Consider the following 16,608-nt stretch of genomic DNA (forward strand, 5'->3'; position numbering starts at 1 on the left):
TATGCTCACTGCGTCAATTCAAGATCGTCAATCCAGATCTCGGCATTCGTGTCACCCTGGCTGATGAAACCCAGCCAGTCGAGCGTGTTCCATTCGGAGTGTACGCAGGGCAGATCTTTGAAATGTTGTGGCTGCTGTCCCGGCAGTGTCACAGCCAGATTCCATTTACCTGCCTGCGCGCCGAGCGGTGCCGTGATCTCCAGCTTTACCCACTGATCGATGGGGAAATCGATCAATTCTTTCCGGTTCGCTGCGCGGAGTTTGCCTTTTTCAATCCAGAGTGAGGGACCGATCCGATACGGGTTGGACTGATCGCGCCACTCATGTTGAAAGATGGCAGCGGAACTCAGCTTGACTGCAAACGCACAGCGACTGACGCCTTCACTGTGATGCGGCGAGACCACAAACATCGGGTAATAGCGATGCTTCTGTCCCGGCGTATCAAGCAGCAGTAACGCCTGCGAACCGGACGGAGCCCCCTTGACTTGTCTGACTTCGACACCACCCAGCTTCTCATCTTTACTGACCGAAGTGCTCGGCGGCAGCGCGCCTGCTTCGAAGTCTTCCACGAACGACAGCAGAGGCGTTGGCGGCGGATCTTTCATTTCCGGTAAAACCAGATCGCGCGCTTTAGCGATCCAGTCCGGAGCTCCGTAGAGCCCCGCCTTTTCATAGTCGAACGGTTTGAATCCGATTTTGAACGCGGGGGAATTTTTCGCCAGCTGGAAATTATCATTCGCCGGATCGATAAAATGAGGATTGGCAATGAGCGATCCCTGGTCTTTTCCCGTAGCCTGCCATTCCGCAAACGTTTTTCCCTGGAAATCAATCGGCTTGTCGTCAGTACGCCAATACAGATTGTGATCCACCTTCACATTCTTGTCTTTCCAGTTCCCGTGAAACAGCTCGCCGGAATTGAAAGCGACAATGTTATGTGCGAACGTGAACGAGAGATGCTCTTCCACCCGACTGCGTTTCACCTGGTACTCGCGCGAGTAGGCGAAGATATTGTTTCGGATCAGATTATTCCGTCCGTAGTGCTGGTGATATCCGCCCGAGCGGGTGCGATAGACCAGGTTGTTTTCCATCAGAATATCGGTGCTGCCTTCGTCATTGTAGAGCCCCCAGCCGCCGTAGCTCCAGGAAAGAACATCGTGGATCACATTGTTACTGACAGTCGTACCGGGTGAAGGTCCGAGGGTGTAGACGCCGCCCATGTCACTCAGCCAGCCCCAGCCCAGGTGATGGATGTGATTAAATTCGATCTCGTTCCGAACGGCGAGGCTGTCACTGTAACCCCAGCGCCAACCAACTGAGATGCCGGTATAATAGAAGTCGGCAATCTCATTATGGGTCACAGCGTTGTCGCCGGACTGACCAATCCAGACACCGACCGCACAGGGAAACAGACGGCCTCCGTGCCGAATCAGGTTATTATCAACCTTGATCTTTTCGGTCCGTTCGGCTGCTTTGGAGGCAATTCGGGTTTCTCCTATCCGAACGCCGCCAGCCCCCAGATCGTGCAGGTCGCAATGCGTGACAATGCTGTCCCGACATCCTTTGCGAAACCAGATTCCATAGGTAGCAACGTGACCAATTTCACAATCCTCGAACAATAGAGAACGTCCGCCGTCGATCATCACTGCCGCTTCGATGGGCGAAGCAGCCTGGGAAGGTTCGAACCCTTGTGGAGGTGTGCGCCAGTCTGTGTGTTGAAAGCTAAGTCCGCGAAAGGTGAGATGTTCCACAAAATTTCCAGCGGCAGCATCTCCTTTAAGAATCAGTAACTGTTCAGCGACGGGCGCAAACACTTCAGCATTCTCGAGCGTCTCACCCGGTCGGGGAACATAGTGGAGTTTCCCCCCCGGCGCAAGATACCATTCCCCTGGCGAATCGAGGGCGGCCCGGTAATTCTCCAGGAAAAATGCCGTATTCCGGGTCAGCGGATTCCAGTGTTTCATCTGCCTGCCGGACGTCAAGAGTTTGCCCGTCTTGACGTCGAACCCGTCGAGGAATTTTCGAGTGTTGTCCCACTTGTGGAAGAAGAGCGCCTGAACTCCCGCCCGCTCGGATTCCGGAACCTTCTCTAAAGAAACCAGGTCCGCAGGATCAGCGTACAGCGTCTGTCGGGCAATGGTCTTCGGTTTCGAACCGTCGGTTTTTCCCATCGTCTCCCGGCCGTTACGCAGGTAGAAGAAGAATTCATCAGGTTCCCGGGCCCGTACCGCCCGCTTCCCGTTGACCCAGAGTTGCTCGAAGTTCCAGTTCGAATCGACATTCGCGCTCCACGTGCCATCCGCTTCCACTTTGAAACCGGTGATTGGTTTGCCGCCGGATATCACGGGGCGACTTCCGGGAGCCGCTTCGTAAGTGATCGGCGCTGCTGCGGTGCCGGAATCTTCAGGGGTGAAATTCAGAGGATCTGAGATCGGGTAGACTCCCCCCTTCACGACCACTCGTATCGGTTCGTTGGTCTGACGCTTCCGAATTTCATCACGGGCAGCAGCGAGCGAGGGGAACGGTCCTTCGGGAGACACTTCGAGCACGATTTCAGCGTCGACTCTCGCACTCCCAAGGGTAAATACAGTAATCAGGACAGTAAACAGGGATGCGTGAAACCTTTTCATATTTATTCCATCTGATGCATCCCCGAGGTCAGCATCTGTTGTTAAGTTTTCATTTTGAGTTTCAACCTTCTTCTGTCATAAGATACTTCCAACCTGACATTCAAGAATACAACTGACAAAAATAATAGATACCTCATAACTTTTTATTCCAGATACAGCTTGAATCAGTCTAAGCAGCGATGTTCCTCAATCGATCCTTGAGCGATCATGAGTGCTGCTGCGTAACTTCTCTGTCGAGACAAAGCCCCAACTGGAAACACCCCACGTCGAAACCGGTCCCCCTCTTTCCCGCTGATCCACACGTGACAGCAAACCCACGGCTTCAAGGCAACGGTAAAACCATCGTCTTTGTATCAAAGCGGCCTGGTGGCTACGGTGCGAATGACATCTGGTTGGCAAAACTGGTCAAGAAAAGCGAGGAACATGGATCCGGTTCAGCCATTGAGAGCACGACGTCGGAAGAACAGAAGATATCAGGGCAAAATCGGAAAACCGTCTATTGTCGGGAATAAGTCTGAACCAGTCTATAGTTCTCATCCTCACGCAATTCATGCAGCAACTTACCATCGGAGTCATACCTGATTAGATATGTGCACTCACCGTGATCATATTCTGCTACTACCAGCAAATTCCCTGCTTCGTCATGCAATGTATAACGACCGTGTTGTCTGCCATCTTCATCATGCGCGCCTGTCGAGACATGACCTGAAACCTGATTCACATGCTTTACCACGGGATAAACTTTCATCGAGGGAATGGCCGCGACAGAAATGACGATCAGCAACAACCAAAACAACGCATTCGTTCGCATGTGATTCCCCCCTGAACTGATACCGCCTGAATCATTTCAACGCAGCGCGTCATACTTCAATATTAAATTTTCTGTCTCTGTTGATTGACTGTCTGTTTTCTGTTGGAACTTTCCGATCCACTGCCTGGCACTTCCCGTCAAAATAACCCTCTGAAACCCTGTGAGGAGAACAGCGTTCCAGAGGGCAGGCACACAATACCTGTTACAACAGATCACCCTCACTGATTCTGTCATAATCAGGTCGTCAAACATCAATCCATCACATCTCAACAAAACTTACTGCCAGGTGGGCTATTTCGTAACATCAATCAGCTCAGTAATAATCGATTCAACAGCTCCTCAAAGTTTTTTCCTGGAACGACTTCGGAGCGAAACAATAGCTGTCCGCGCCCTTCTGCGAGCGTTGCCTTGAAAATCTAAACTCTGTTCTTGCACTCAGCCTCCCGTATGAGTAAAAAAGTATATTAAAGAACACTTAAACCGCCCTCCGTATATACATGGAAACAGCCCCGCCTGATTAATCACATTTCTATTCGAATTCATTTAACGAGCCTCCACATTTAATAGGTGTTGTTCCGTACCACAGTTGTGACAGAAAAATTGTTTCCTCAACCTTTTTTTGAAATTTAACTCCAGTTAGAACGCAGAAAACGGACCATGAAAATTGAGTCAATTTCGACCACACTGATCCATCGCGCCTCCCATGGAGATTCCGCAGCCTCTAACAGGCTGATGGAGCTCTCGGCCTGGCTTTTACAACGGATGACAAGCCGGATTATGGAGAACAGGGAGGACGCGGAAGACGTTGTTCAGGAAGCATTAGCCGCTGTGGTTGAGATCATGGCCAAAGAAGATCTGCGACTGAAACATGGGCGTCACAGCTATACCCGGCTCCTGAAAACATGTCTGCGTAATGTTTCCGCCAACCGATTTCGCAAAAAACAGGTGATGGCAGCCACCGGGGGTACAGATAACCTGAACCACATTCAGAATCTGATTGACGACAATATCGAGACGGTCGAGGAAAAGAGAGATATCGCCGAAGGTGTCATTGAATTTGCTGGATTGACAGATACGGAAAAACAGGTTTTGAGATTGTTATTCCTGTCTGGAATGTCCACCAGGGAAATCGCGGATCAATTAGAGATGACGGCTGTCAATATTCGGCAAATACAGTCACGTGAACTCCGAAAAATCCGAGATTTACTGGGGGAAGATCTATAAAGTTTATCGTTCAGGGCATTTAGCTGTCACACTTTGCCCTGGAACCAACACATTAATTATAAGGATACGTTGGAGAAATCAATCTTAGCATGTACTGAGGACACACTTTTGTGGTTGAGTCAAACTCTTCTATTTGCCCGAATCTCATGGAGATCTCAGATTACAGCCTGGGCAAACTCGATTTTACTCAAATTGAAACTCTCTCCAGCCATTTCAATATCTGCGAGGTTTGTCGAGATAAACTCGAAAGACTGGACGATGAACCCGATGAACTGATCAACCGACTCAGAGTGCCCCCACTCTCGATTGGCCAGATCTCGCTCGAATACGAGATCGGCTCAGGGGGGATGGGTCGCGTTTTTAAAGGTTACGACGCAAGGCTGATCCGACCGGTTGCTGTGAAACTCATCAACACGGAACGGCAAAAAGAATGGAAAGATCTGGCTGAGCGATTTGAACGGGAAGTGCAAATACTGGCGAGGGTGGAATCCCCTTTTGTCGTGAAAGCGCTCTTTGCGGGTGAAGAAAACGGATTCACCTATTTTGTACAAGAGTACGTGGACGGCAAAAATCTGAAAGAGAGAATGGATGAGTTGCGCTTTTCCATGCCCGCGCGCGCCTCGGCCAGTATCGTGTATCAGGTCGCTTCCGGGCTCACTGCAGTACACAAACTGGGGATCGTTCATCGAGATATCCACCCGGGAAACCTCCTGCTCAATACCCGGGGATTCGTTCAGATTGCCGACTTCGGACTGGCCTTTGAAGAAGGCCGATCGGACGGCTCGGAATTAACCTCGATGCGACAAGGCTTCGGGCAGGTCAATTATGTTGCCCCGGAACAATGGAATTCAGCACGCAACGCCACATCAAGTTCGGACATCTATTCCCTCGGATGCATCTGGTTTTTCCTGATCACAGGGCTCCCTCTCAATCGGAATCCGAAAACACTGGAAATTATTCATCCGTCCAGCCAGTTCCAGATGATCAGTCGGGCAGATCGAAAACTGTTGATATCCATGCTGCATCAGAACCCTCAGTTGAGACCAACTGCGGAGAATGTCGTAGCTGCATTAAAGAGCCGGGTGGGGACTGTCAATTCTGTTGAAGACATCCTGAAAAAACAGTCAGATCATGCTCCCGCAAAATGGAAACGGACTGCGTTATTTTCATCAGCAACACTAATCGCCTTATGTTTTCTCCTGTATCTGGTATTGCTTCCCGGTGAGAACAACATCTCCCAGGATGTCAGACCCACTGCATCTACAGTTGGACCACCTCTTCCGGAATCGAATCCTGTCCCGCAGGATCCGTTCGCACTCAGGTTTGATGGCGTCGATGATTTTGTGGAAACTCCTTTTGTATACGATGATGGTGACCCTGTCACTTTTGAAGTCTGGCTCACCCCAGATTGTGTAAAAGAGCCACGATCGATGGAAATCGTCTCGAACGCCGAGACTGCGGGGATCGCATTAAAACTTTATGAGGGAACCAGGCCTCAATTTCTATTTCATCAGGGAACCACTTATGCGGCACATAACAGAGCCAAACCAATTAGCTGCGGCAGCCTGATCCATCTCGCCGGCGTGTATGACGGCATCAGCATTTGTGTGTATGTCAACGGAAAGAAACAGGGGCTGAGCTTCCCTGTGAGACAAAGACATCGACAATCCCCCATTCCCATTCATCTCGGTGCCAATCCGGACCCGGCTCTGATTGGACGTACGATTGCAGAAAAGAGTCGCTGTTTTGCAGGTTTACTCCACCAATGTCGCTTCTCGAAAGGGGCCATCTATCAGGCTGACTTTGCACCGGAAAAACTGCTTTCATCCACGGATTCCACCATTCTCCTGTATCACTTCAACACAGATACTGGCGAGATTGCGAAAGATAAAAGTGGAAACGAGCATGATGGAAAGATTGTCGGAGCGACCTGGGAAAAATACGACCCCCTGGATATTCCTGAGAAAAAGGAGCAGTATCAATGGCACGCCGAACGACCAGATCCTGTCCTGGTAAACGATAGCCCCGCTCGCATCCAGGAACTCCAACGGGCCTGGGCAGAGCATCTGAAACTTCCCGCACAGATAGCAGTTCCTGTAGGAGAAAATGTTAATATCGATCTGGTATTGATTCCACCGGGTGAATTTATGCTGGGTACCCTCGAAGAGACACTCCAGAAGCCGGATCCTCCATCCATTCCCGATGGTCCCAATCCCCGAAAGTTAACTGCTGATCTGCCTCAGCAGCTGGCACGAATTACAAGCCCCTACTATCTCAGCAAGACTGAAATTTCACGAAAACAGTTTCGCAATTTTGTCAGTCAGACCCGTTACACGACGGACGCGGAAATTGACAGATCAGGCGGCTCTGACTTTAAGTCAACCCAAAATAATTCCCAGATCACCTGGGCCAGTGACCTGGATGGCGCACTGAGTGAAGACCATCCCGTTGCCAATCTGAGCTGGTATGACGCAAATAATTATTGTGGATGGTTAACCCGTAACCAGTCTCGATTTGTGTTCAGCTTGCCAGCAGAAGCACAATGGGAATACGCCTGCCGCGCGGGAACGACTTCAAACTGGTACACATCCGCTGAATCAGAGCTATCGAAGTATGCCTGGTTTCAATCGACGACAACTCATCCCTGTGGCCAGCTTCAACCCAATGCATTTGGTCTGTTAGATATGCATGGAAACGTCTCAGAATGGTGTCAGGACTATTTCTCAGACAAGGACAGTTTCTCCAACTCGGTGAATAATCCCTCGGAACCCAACACTGGTGTCCATCGCATCATTCGAGGTGGTTCCGCCGGTGGGGAAGCAGAACATTGCCGCTCTGCTGCTCGTGAAGGCCTTAAACCGATTTTACGTGATGCACTGACTGGTTTCCGTGTTTGCGCCAAAATCAGATCCCTGACCGCTGACGTGGAAAAGCGGGACCAGTTTTCATTACACTTCAATGGGACGGATGATTATGCGGAAGCGACCTATGAATATCGAAATCCGGCTGCCCCACTGACAATCGAATGCTGGGTTAATATTCCCGAAGCAACAATCAAAGACCAGTTTGCCTCATCGGTCATCTTTGATCTCCATTCCCACATGCGCGCGTTTTTCTGCGTACTTCGAAATCACCGCATCCATATGTATTTTCACGAAGGCGAATGGGTCTGGCACTCCTTCTCAGCTGAAATATCATCAGGCAAACACCACATCGCAGGTGTGTTCGATGGAACAACGCTGAACACATTTGTTGACGGCAGTATTCCTGAAAAGGTAACAAAGAACCCGGCACAGCGCGTAGCGCGATTTTTAAGATCGACCTTTCGGATCGGTTCCGGTTCGACTTATGAGAATTCGCAGCACCGTGGATTTCAGGGAAATGTTTCCCAATTTCGGATCAGTGAACAGGAGGTTTATCACAACGAATTCCAGCCTCCCCCCCTGCTCACAAAACGTTATTCGACAGTCGTTTTATATCGATTTGAAGAAGGGAAAGGAAAAGTCCTGCATGACCTCAGCGGTATGTTTAATCATGCAAGAATTTCGGGAGCCGAATGGTCCGTCAATTTGCAACCCGACAAACAACTTACCAGTCGGGGAGTTCAATTTGATGGCGACGACTGGATCGAAGCGAAATTTCCTGATCAATCTACAGATAATTTCACGATTGAAGCCTGGGTCTCACCTGAAACAAAAAAGAAACTCGCTCATCAGCTGATCTTTCAGCTCGGCAATCTCAGCCTGAAATATCATGTCAATAACGGCGAATACTGGACCTGGTCTCTGCTGGACCCACACTCCCAGGAAATCCCTGTCTCCGCAGTTTCCAGCAAGGATATCGCCCTGAATCATCCTGTGCATATCGCGTGTCACTGGAATGGTCCATCGTGGAGAATGTTTGTAAATGGACTGCCCTGCCGCACGCTTCGGATGCGTGGCGTGCAGAAGGAACGCCTGGCAGAAATCATCAGTACAAGCCTTAATAATAAATTACTGATTGGCGGCACTTCCCCCACAGAAAACGTTCAGTCCCATTGCTTTGAAGGTAAAATCCATGCTTTTAGAATATCCGGTGTGGAACGCTATAGAAATTCGTTTACACCTCAGAATAGATTTGCAGTCGATCAAGAGACACTTCTCCTCTACCGCTTTGATGGAAATACGGATGAAACAGTACAAGACTCATCCGGCAATAGTTTTCATGGAATTCTGCATGGCGCTAACGGGCTCCTCCAATGAGCGTTTGCCCGCCAATCAGAGTGGTTATGTTTTTTCAGGCCATCATTCCTGAAGCGTTTTTTCCTGAAATTAAACTTTTTTAAACAGCATGACGATCTGGTAGAATCACATTCAATATTTTGAATATATAAAGTAAAATGCAGATTTGTGACACTTTATTCTCGATTCTTCTTGAGACGTTTTCCAGTCTGGATACATTCATGGTAGATCAATTTGAAATTTTTAAAGTGGAACTGTGTGGTCCCAACCTGATTGTCATTCCTCAGGGATCCACACTTCATTTTTTATACAGCAACGTTCAGATCGAATCGAACAAGGTATTAAAACTCCTCAGTTCGCCGGAATTAAAGAATGTCATTGTCGATCTTTTCAAAGTCAATCATTTGGATTCCATCATTATCAGTTCGCTCATTCGTCTTCTGCAACATGCAAGGCAGACCGGAGGACAGGCCGTCTTCTGCAATGCCTGCGAAAATATGCAGGACCTGCTCCGATGCATTAAAGTAGGATCCTATTGGCCTCTGTTCGAGTCACGCGAGGCTGCAATCCAAGGCGTCTCCTCTCTGTCATAAATCAACGTACCGATAAACGGCAAAAGAACAGTACTTTCCGTCGCTGATAATTTTTTCTACTCGGTTCATCTTGCCGGAATTCAACTGTCCTCACCACAAAAGAAACAGTTCTAAACTGGGTTCTTTTCAGACTGCAGACCGAACTTTCCGACCTGCCCCCGGATGCAGCGATCAGGCACGCCAACAACCACATGCAGTGAAGCGGCCTGAACCTTCCCTGTAAAATGAAAATCGGGTACCTTGGTGATCAACAGGATCTTTGTGATCCCCAGGCCATTAACAACAGGAGTGACTACTGATGAAAGCGTTCTTTGTATTGACCCTCGCCGCGATGTCCCTGATGAGCAACATCGCTCTCGCACAGAAATCTTCGACGAAACCGTTTCAGGCGGGAAAACCACTGGGAGCCGTCAACGAAGCCGGCAAGTTCGTTCCCCTCTCGGACAACGTAAAAGTCTATGGCAGTTTCCGTTTTGCTGAAAGCTGTGTTTACGATGCGACCCGCGATCTGATTGTCGTCATGAATGCCGGAGTACCGCAAACCCAGGAGGAAAATGATGGCTACGTCTCACTGTTGAACCCGGACGGATCTGTTCACACTACGAAATGGATTGGCGCGACGCGCGACGGACTAACGCTCAACCATCCGCTCGGCAGCGCGATTCATAACGGGACCCTGTATACCGCTGACATCAACGTGGTCCGCACGTTTGATCTCGCAACCGGCAAGCCGGGCAAAGCCTACCCGGTAGAAGGTTCCACATTTCTGAACGGCATCGCCGTCAATAAGGAAGGAACCATCTTTGTTTCCAATTCGCGTCCCGAGTTCCGCGTCTATCAAATCACGGCCGACGGCAAAGTTTCGCTCTTTGTAGACGGTGATCCGCTCAACATCCCCAACGGCGTCGCCATTGATGCGGACGGGAACGTCGTGGTCGTGAACGTCGGTAACAACGATGTGATGACCTTCGATCCTGCCAGTGGAAAACTGATCCGCACCGAACATGCCGCCGAAGGGGGCAACGATGGACTGGTGATTCTCCCGGATGGAACAAAGTATGTCAGCAGTGTCCGATTCGGGAGCGTTTCCAAGATCAGCCCCGGTAAACCCGCCGAGGTCATTGCCTCGGGAATCCCCAGCGCCGCTTCGATGGGATACGATTCAAAACACAAGCAGTTGATCATTCCGATGAATAACAATAACGCCGTGGCGTTTCTCAAGCTGAAGGACTAAGCCAGCAAACCGTGATTTAAAACAAAGATGTCAGGTCGAATTAATTAATGGACCTGGCATCTTTTACTTTTCTTCAGGTTTTACTTTTCTTTTTTTCGAAATCAAACTAGCGTAAATATTCGAAGTAAATGCACGCGACCACGGAGGCTTATTTGTCACTGGCCAGACTGGTTTCTTATCTTTAGATTCGTTTGGAGTTAAGTCAATGTATCCCGTTTCATAGGCTCTCATCGTCCATTCCTCACCGATTAACGACGAAGGTCTTTGATAATCTAAATATGCATCAAAATACTCTTTTCCCGCGGAGATTGGCAATTTTTTTGTTGTGACGTGTAATTGACCTTTGTGCAAAACAATTGGCTTATCGAGCTTCACTCCATCGACGTTTGTGATCGAAAATAGGGGAGGCTCTCCCTCCACTTTATCTGCGACCCATGTTCCCTTGATTTGCATTACCGTGGCGAGCGGCTTCCCAAGTCTGCCAATCAGAGTGACGGAGCTTCCAATCTTGCTCGCATCAATCTGGCACGCTTTCTCAGACGCCTGATCAACTTGCTTTACACTTTCATCATTCGAAATCACCACACCAACAAGTTCTGAAGTAAATGGACGAGACCAGACTGGCATTGCGGGGTGAACCTCTTCCTGTGGATTGAAGTCGCTGTGGGTTAGACTAATGTATCCCGTTTCGTAGGCAATCATCGTCCATTTCTCACCGATTAATGACGAATACGAATAGTTTGGATCATAATCTGAAAATGCATTAAAAGATTTGAGGTCCTCAAACTTGGCAGCTGGTCGCCTGACTGAGGTCCCTTTGGTTGTGGCCTGTATCTGATCTTTATAGAAGATAACGGGCATAGTGAGCTTTACTCCATCGACGTTTGTGATCGAAAATAGTGGAGGCTCTCCCACCGGTTCGTCTGCTACCCATGTCCCCTTGATTTGCATTTTCGTGCCGAGCGGCTTCCCAAGTCTGCCAATCAGAGTGACGGAGCTTCCAATCTTGCTCACATCGATCTGGGACGGTGTGTCAGTTGCCTGACTGATGACTGCAAATGAATGTTGAAACAGAAGACACACCAGGATGAGCTTAATGGAAGATTGCATTGACAAGCGTCCTTATTTTGTGAGAAGGCGATTTAAAAGATCTCAAACCTTTATTGTGTGAAAGAGAGCAGATCCCGATAGTGGTTTAGAAATCGGTAAGCCCGAAGAGTATTAAAAGTATCAGTTCTAATATATTATCGTTTTACTTCTTCATAATATTACCAGTCACAGTCTTAAATCGCATACCGCTTGACGATTTCTTCGTTCACTTCGATGCCGAGTCCGGGTCGGGTGGGAACGTTCACAAACCCCTCCTTTAACTGGAATGGTTCTTTGACGATCTCAGTCCGCCAGGGATTCTCCGACTGATCCAGTTCCAGCATGGGGGTATCGGTGGGAAAGCCCCAGTGGGGATCAGGCATCAGTGACAGTGTCTGCACGGTCGCCGCGATCAGAATCGCTCCTCCCCAGCAATGCGGGATACAACGGATTCCTGACAGCGCCGCCAGTTCAGAGATAAACAGGGCTTCGCCGATCCCGCCGCACAGACTGACGTCCGGCTGGATGATGTGCATGCACTGCCGGTCGATCAGTTCTTTAGCGCTGCCCCGCGAATCAACGCCTTCACCGGCCGCCAGAGGCAGAGGGAGCTTGCGTCTCAGTTCTTCGTAACCGGCATAGTGGGGAGATTGCGGCAGGGGCTCTTCAAAATATTCAAAATTCAGATCGTGCAGTACCTCTCCCATCTGCAGTGCCGACGAAAGCGTATAAGCGGCGTTTCCGTCCGCCATTAATTTGATATCAAGCCCGACTGCTTCACGAACTGCAGCAGCGACCGCCGCCTCGCGAAACACCGGATAACGACCGATTCGCATCTTCAAAGCCTTGAACCCCTGCTTTACCAGTTGTTCCGCTTCGCGAGGATACTGTTCTTCCGGCTGTTCATCTTCCAGGTAGTTCATCGCCGAGGCATACGCGGGAACGCGGTCGCGGAGTCTGCCGCCAAACAATTCTGCGACCGACAGATTCAATGCCTGTCCGCGGACATCGTTGATCGCCATATCCAGCGCGGCCACCGCCAGCGCATTGCCGAAATTCGGTCCCCACATCATCCGCCACAATTTTCGTTGTTCCAGCGGATTCTGACCGATCAGCCGTGGTCCGATTTGATCGTCGATCGTCCCGCGGGCACCTCCGACCGGAGCCGTTTCCCCCCAACCGATCAACCCGGCGTCAGTCTCAATTTTGACTAACAGCGTCTTCCGGAATTGATCGAGGGGAACCGAAACTGAAACGCCAAAAGGACGCTTCAGTTTATGTTGCAGGAGATAGGTTTTGACGCCGGTAATCTTCAGTTTCGGCGGGTCTGCCTGCGGTTCCGGTTCAGCAGATCGCAAGACAGCCGGCCCCCCGGCAAGACAACCGGCCGCCAGCAGCGCCCCCTTCTGCAGCAACTCCCGCCGATTCGTATGCGTTACGGACATCACAAAACTCCTTATTGGCTGACTCACTCATTAACTGGCGTGCAGTGAAATCTACCGACGTCGACTGTGACCAGCGGGCATGCATCTGGAAGCGATCAGATACAGATTAAGAATGAAAGCAATTCTAACAAAGGCACACCGCCGTAAGCCAGCACCGTATGAATTTCATTGCAGAGAAGATTAAAGGTGTCGGGTCCATTAAGTATTAGATCTGACCAACTCCGTAAAAACGTCGTGTTTTTCAACATCATGATGTGATGAGACTAAACTCTTCTGAACCAACTCATCAAAAAGTGTTGATATTTCTGAGCATTCCCCTTATCGTGTATAAACCATGGTTTAAATGATATTTTCTCGGAACGACGTCCCTCCAGGAAACTTGCCTTATGCTGACCATTGAGAGTGGCAAACAACACCGTTTTTGTGATGGCATCTCCCGGCGGAATTTCCTGCAGATCGGTTCTCTGGCAATGGGAGGACTTTCGCTGCCCCAAATTCTGCGGGCGCAGGATCTCTCGGGCAAACGGGACTCTCATAAATCCGTCATCATGATTTTTCTCTCGGGTGGTCCTCCACACCAGGACTGGTTTGATCTCAAACCCGAAGCTCCCGCCGAAATTCGTGGCCCGCGTGTGCCCATCGCCACCAACGTTCCAGGCCTTGAAGTTTGCGAATTGATGCCGCAGTTAGCCAACATGGCCGACAAGTTTTCCTTTATTCGTTCCATTGTCGGAGCGGAGGGGCGACACGCTTCGTTCCAGTGTATGACAGGCAGAAAAACCAGTCGTCAACCACAGGGAGGCTGGCCGTCGCTGGGAGCAACAGTGTCGAAACTCCAGGGAGGAAGCGATCCAGCCGTTCCTCCGTTTGTCGGATTATCGCCGAAGATGCGCCACTACCCCTGGGCGGATGCAGGGCAACCCGGGTTTCTGGGGGTCGCGCATGCTCCCTTCAAGCCGAGCGCAGAAGGCAAACAAGATATGATCTTGAACGCGGTGAATGCAGAGCGACTGGATGATCGCAAATCACTGTTGGCCTCGCTCGATAGTATGCGTCGGCAGGCAGAAGTGATTGAAGAGATGCAGGGCATCGATGCGTACACAAAACAGGCATTTGGTATTCTGACTTCGAGCAAACTGGCTCAGGCGCTGGACCTTTCAAAAGAAGATCCGAAGTTGCGCGACCGTTATGGTCGTGGCTCAACAAAACCGGCCGGTTACGGAGACGCAGGACCTTTATTGAACGATTATTTTCTGATGGCCCGACGCCTGGTTGAAGTCGGAGTCCGTTGCGTCACACTGGCCTACGGTCGCTGGGACTGGCACGGCAAACCGCACGGTACCATCTTCGAACATGAAGAAGAACATTTTCCGATGCTCGACCAGGGACTGACTGCTTTGATGGAGGATCTGCAGAACCGGGGAATGGATAAGGATGTTTCTATAGTCGTGTGGGGAGAATTTGGCCGTACGCCACGAATCAGCCCCAAAGTCGGTCGGGATCATTGGCCGAAAGTTTCCTGTGCCATGCTGGCCGGGGGTGGAATGCAAACCGGACAGGTGATTGGTTCCACGAACCGTTTCGCTGAACATGTCGAGAGTCGACCGGTCGGTTTTAATGAGGTCTTCGCCACCCTGTATCACAATCTGGGAATTGACGTGAATTCAGCAACGGTGACCGATCTGTCCGGACGTCCCATGTATCTTGTCGATGAAGGACAACCAATTCGGGAGCTGATTTAAAAGGTTTCCGTTTTTCGGATTATAGGCCAGTATTGAAGAATCGAACGGGCATTCTCTATGGGAATTGCTTTATAATATCTAACTTGAAGGCGGGAGTGATCTGTACCTGATCCGATTTCATTCTCAGCTTGCCGAAGAGAAAAATCCTGAGACCGGGAAAATTATATCCTCCCCCTGCGCCAGAAGATGGCTGATTCCCCCCTACTTTTTATCATGAAATGAAACCTGAACCATGCACCTGATATACCGAAAGCTTTGTATTGCTTTGCTGCTGACCACCAGTCTGACTTTTATCACTCCTGCCGCTGAAGGCCAGTCTGCTGCGAAATCAAATCTACGGGCAGGCGTAGCCAAAGTTGACATTACCCCTGCAGAAGTCAATCAGTTAGAAGTCGTCGGCCATCGGCGCAAAGTCACAGGCGTGCGTGATCCCCTGCGAGCGGGCGTGCTCGTACTGGATGACGGTCAGACCAAAGTAGCAATCGTCACCCTGGACCTGATTGGCGCATATACGGAAATCGTGAAGCCGGCCCGAGCGCAGATCGAAAAAGAAACGGGCATCCCGGCAGCCAACATCATGGTGGCGGCATCACACAATCACTCCGGACCCGGTTTCGATGCCAATTCCAGCTGGGGAAAAGAACTGATTGCCAAGCTCGGCTCTGCCGCAAAGCAAGCGGCGTCGAAAATGACTCCCGTCACAGTCGGCTACGGCGAAGACAAGATCGGATTCAGTATTAATCGTCGCAAGGTCATCAATGGTCGGGCCGTGGTACGACTCAATGAAGAAGGACCCAATGATCCCCGCGTGAAAGTCCTGCGTTTTGACGACGGGAAATCGCTGACACCTGTCGCGGTTCTGATGCATGCCGTCTGTCATCCCTGTTTTTTCACCTGGGGCGACAAAGGCTCGCTGCCTTATCCCAACGGTTTTCCCAAAATGAGCGCCGATTTTCCCGGCGAAGCCCAGTCGTTTGTGGAAATGTGCTACGGAGATCAAACCAGTTCTCTGTTTCTGCAGGGTTGTGCGGGTGACATTCGTCCGAATCTGCCCGGCTATCCCTATCGCTGTGCTGATGAAGCCGATATCCAGTGGGCCGGACGGGATCTGGGCAGTGCTGTCGTCCGCACACTGGCACACAGCATGACCCGCGAAGCGCTTGCCGAACGTGCCGAATACTATCCTATTCGCGTCGCTAACACAGTCGTCTCATTACCCGGCAAAGAAGGCCGTATTGAAGCAGAACTGCAGGCGATGAAGATTGGCCCCTATCTCCTGTTAACCATGCCCGGTGAGCCGATGGTCGAATACGGATTGAAACTGGAGAATGACATTGCCGACCGCGCCACCCCCATCATTATAGGTTACGCCAACGGACACGTCGGCTACATCGCCACGACCGATTCCTATAGCGTCGGCGGCTACGAACCAAACACCTCTAAACTGCTACCGGAGGCAGAACCGATTATTCTCACTGAGCTGAGCCTGCTTGCGGACCGTGTCATCGGCGATGTCTTCGAATCGTTCTCCAAACACCCCAAAGATATCAAAAAACGAGAGCAGGCAGAGAAAATCCGTGCCGGGAAGCAGTAAGAACTCCCCCCCTGAATGTGAAGCGGCTT

Annotated in this window: 11 protein-coding genes; 7 read left to right on the forward strand and 4 right to left on the reverse strand. The window is 50.3% G+C overall.

Annotated features, from left to right (window positions below; genetic code table 11):
• Positions 1-5: 5 nt before the first annotated feature.
• Positions 6-2,627 carry a right-handed parallel beta-helix repeat-containing protein gene (locus Pan161_RS07800; RefSeq protein WP_145225631.1) on the reverse strand — a complete coding sequence of 874 codons (2,622 nt, stop codon included), beginning with the start codon at positions 2,625-2,627 and terminating at the stop codon, positions 6-8.
• Positions 2,628-2,929: 302 nt separating this feature from the next.
• On the opposite strand from Pan161_RS07800, the gene Pan161_RS07805 reads away from it, so the two are divergent.
• Positions 2,930-3,139 carry a hypothetical protein gene (locus Pan161_RS07805; protein ID WP_145225633.1) on the forward strand — a complete coding sequence of 70 codons (210 nt, stop codon included), beginning with the start codon at positions 2,930-2,932 and terminating at the stop codon, positions 3,137-3,139.
• On the opposite strand, the gene Pan161_RS07810 is transcribed toward Pan161_RS07805, so the two are convergent.
• On the reverse strand, positions 3,124-3,438 hold the full coding sequence (locus tag Pan161_RS07810; RefSeq protein WP_145225635.1) for a toxin-antitoxin system YwqK family antitoxin: 315 nt from the start codon (positions 3,436-3,438) through the stop codon (positions 3,124-3,126). The two genes, Pan161_RS07805 and Pan161_RS07810, sit on opposite strands and share 16 nt — an antisense overlap.
• Positions 3,439-4,095: 657 nt before the next feature.
• Here Pan161_RS07810 and Pan161_RS07815 point away from each other — a divergent pair.
• From Pan161_RS07815 to Pan161_RS07830, 4 genes are all read left to right on the forward strand, one after another.
• Complete coding sequence (locus Pan161_RS07815; RefSeq protein ID WP_145225637.1) at positions 4,096-4,662, forward strand: RNA polymerase sigma factor; 567 nt, start codon at positions 4,096-4,098, stop codon at positions 4,660-4,662.
• A gap of 110 nt (positions 4,663-4,772) precedes the next feature.
• Positions 4,773-8,903 carry a protein kinase domain-containing protein gene (locus tag Pan161_RS07820; RefSeq protein ID WP_145225640.1) on the forward strand — a complete coding sequence of 1,377 codons (4,131 nt, stop codon included), beginning with the start codon at positions 4,773-4,775 and terminating at the stop codon, positions 8,901-8,903.
• 200 nt (positions 8,904-9,103) lie between these two features.
• Positions 9,104-9,475 carry an STAS domain-containing protein gene (locus Pan161_RS07825; RefSeq protein WP_145225641.1) on the forward strand — a complete coding sequence of 124 codons (372 nt, stop codon included), beginning with the start codon at positions 9,104-9,106 and terminating at the stop codon, positions 9,473-9,475.
• Between the two features lie 298 nt (positions 9,476-9,773).
• Positions 9,774-10,709: an SMP-30/gluconolactonase/LRE family protein gene (locus tag Pan161_RS07830; RefSeq protein ID WP_145225643.1), complete on the forward strand. Its 936-nt coding sequence runs from the start codon at positions 9,774-9,776 to the stop codon at positions 10,707-10,709.
• A gap of 63 nt (positions 10,710-10,772) precedes the next feature.
• Here the strand turns inward: Pan161_RS07830 and Pan161_RS07835 are convergent, their stop codons facing one another.
• Both Pan161_RS07835 and Pan161_RS07840 read right to left on the reverse strand, forming a co-directional pair.
• Positions 10,773-11,819, reverse strand: coding sequence for a hypothetical protein (locus Pan161_RS07835; RefSeq protein ID WP_145225645.1), 1,047 nt, complete (start codon positions 11,817-11,819; stop codon positions 10,773-10,775).
• Between the two features lie 173 nt (positions 11,820-11,992).
• A complete protein-coding gene (locus Pan161_RS07840) occupies positions 11,993-13,243 on the reverse strand; it encodes a mandelate racemase/muconate lactonizing enzyme family protein (RefSeq protein WP_145225647.1) in 1,251 nt (416 codons plus the stop codon).
• A 386-nt stretch (positions 13,244-13,629) separates the two neighbouring features.
• Here Pan161_RS07840 and Pan161_RS07845 point away from each other — a divergent pair, with 386 nt between their 5' ends.
• Together Pan161_RS07845 and Pan161_RS07850 are read left to right on the forward strand one after the other, a co-directional pair.
• Positions 13,630-14,985, forward strand: a complete 1,356-nt coding sequence (locus tag Pan161_RS07845; protein WP_145225650.1) for a DUF1501 domain-containing protein — start codon at positions 13,630-13,632, stop codon at positions 14,983-14,985.
• 232 nt (positions 14,986-15,217) lie between these two features.
• Positions 15,218-16,579: a hypothetical protein gene (locus Pan161_RS07850; RefSeq protein ID WP_145225652.1), complete on the forward strand. Its 1,362-nt coding sequence runs from the start codon at positions 15,218-15,220 to the stop codon at positions 16,577-16,579.
• The last annotated feature ends 29 nt before the right edge of the window (positions 16,580-16,608 follow it).

The organism is Gimesia algae, from assembly GCF_007746795.1.
Taxonomy (GTDB): domain Bacteria; phylum Planctomycetota; class Planctomycetia; order Planctomycetales; family Planctomycetaceae; genus Gimesia; species Gimesia algae.

What these genes read in the sequence shown, in the direction of transcription:
- Pan161_RS07800 (WP_145225631.1), bottom strand. Translation starts at nt 2,627, where the DNA reads ATGAAAAGGTTTCACGCATCCCTGTTTACTGTCCTGATTACTGTATTT.
- Pan161_RS07810 (WP_145225635.1), bottom strand. Translation starts at nt 3,438, where the DNA reads ATGCGAACGAATGCGTTGTTTTGGTTGTTGCTGATCGTCATTTCTGTC.
- Pan161_RS07815 (WP_145225637.1), top strand. Translation starts at nt 4,096, where the DNA reads ATGAAAATTGAGTCAATTTCGACCACACTGATCCATCGCGCCTCCCAT.
- Pan161_RS07825 (WP_145225641.1), top strand. Translation starts at nt 9,104, where the DNA reads ATGGTAGATCAATTTGAAATTTTTAAAGTGGAACTGTGTGGTCCCAAC.
- Pan161_RS07830 (WP_145225643.1), top strand. Translation starts at nt 9,774, where the DNA reads ATGAAAGCGTTCTTTGTATTGACCCTCGCCGCGATGTCCCTGATGAGC.
- Pan161_RS07835 (WP_145225645.1), bottom strand. Translation starts at nt 11,819, where the DNA reads ATGCAATCTTCCATTAAGCTCATCCTGGTGTGTCTTCTGTTTCAACAT.
- Pan161_RS07840 (WP_145225647.1), bottom strand. Translation starts at nt 13,243, where the DNA reads ATGTCCGTAACGCATACGAATCGGCGGGAGTTGCTGCAGAAGGGGGCG.
- Pan161_RS07845 (WP_145225650.1), top strand. Translation starts at nt 13,630, where the DNA reads ATGCTGACCATTGAGAGTGGCAAACAACACCGTTTTTGTGATGGCATC.
- Pan161_RS07850 (WP_145225652.1), top strand. Translation starts at nt 15,218, where the DNA reads ATGCACCTGATATACCGAAAGCTTTGTATTGCTTTGCTGCTGACCACC.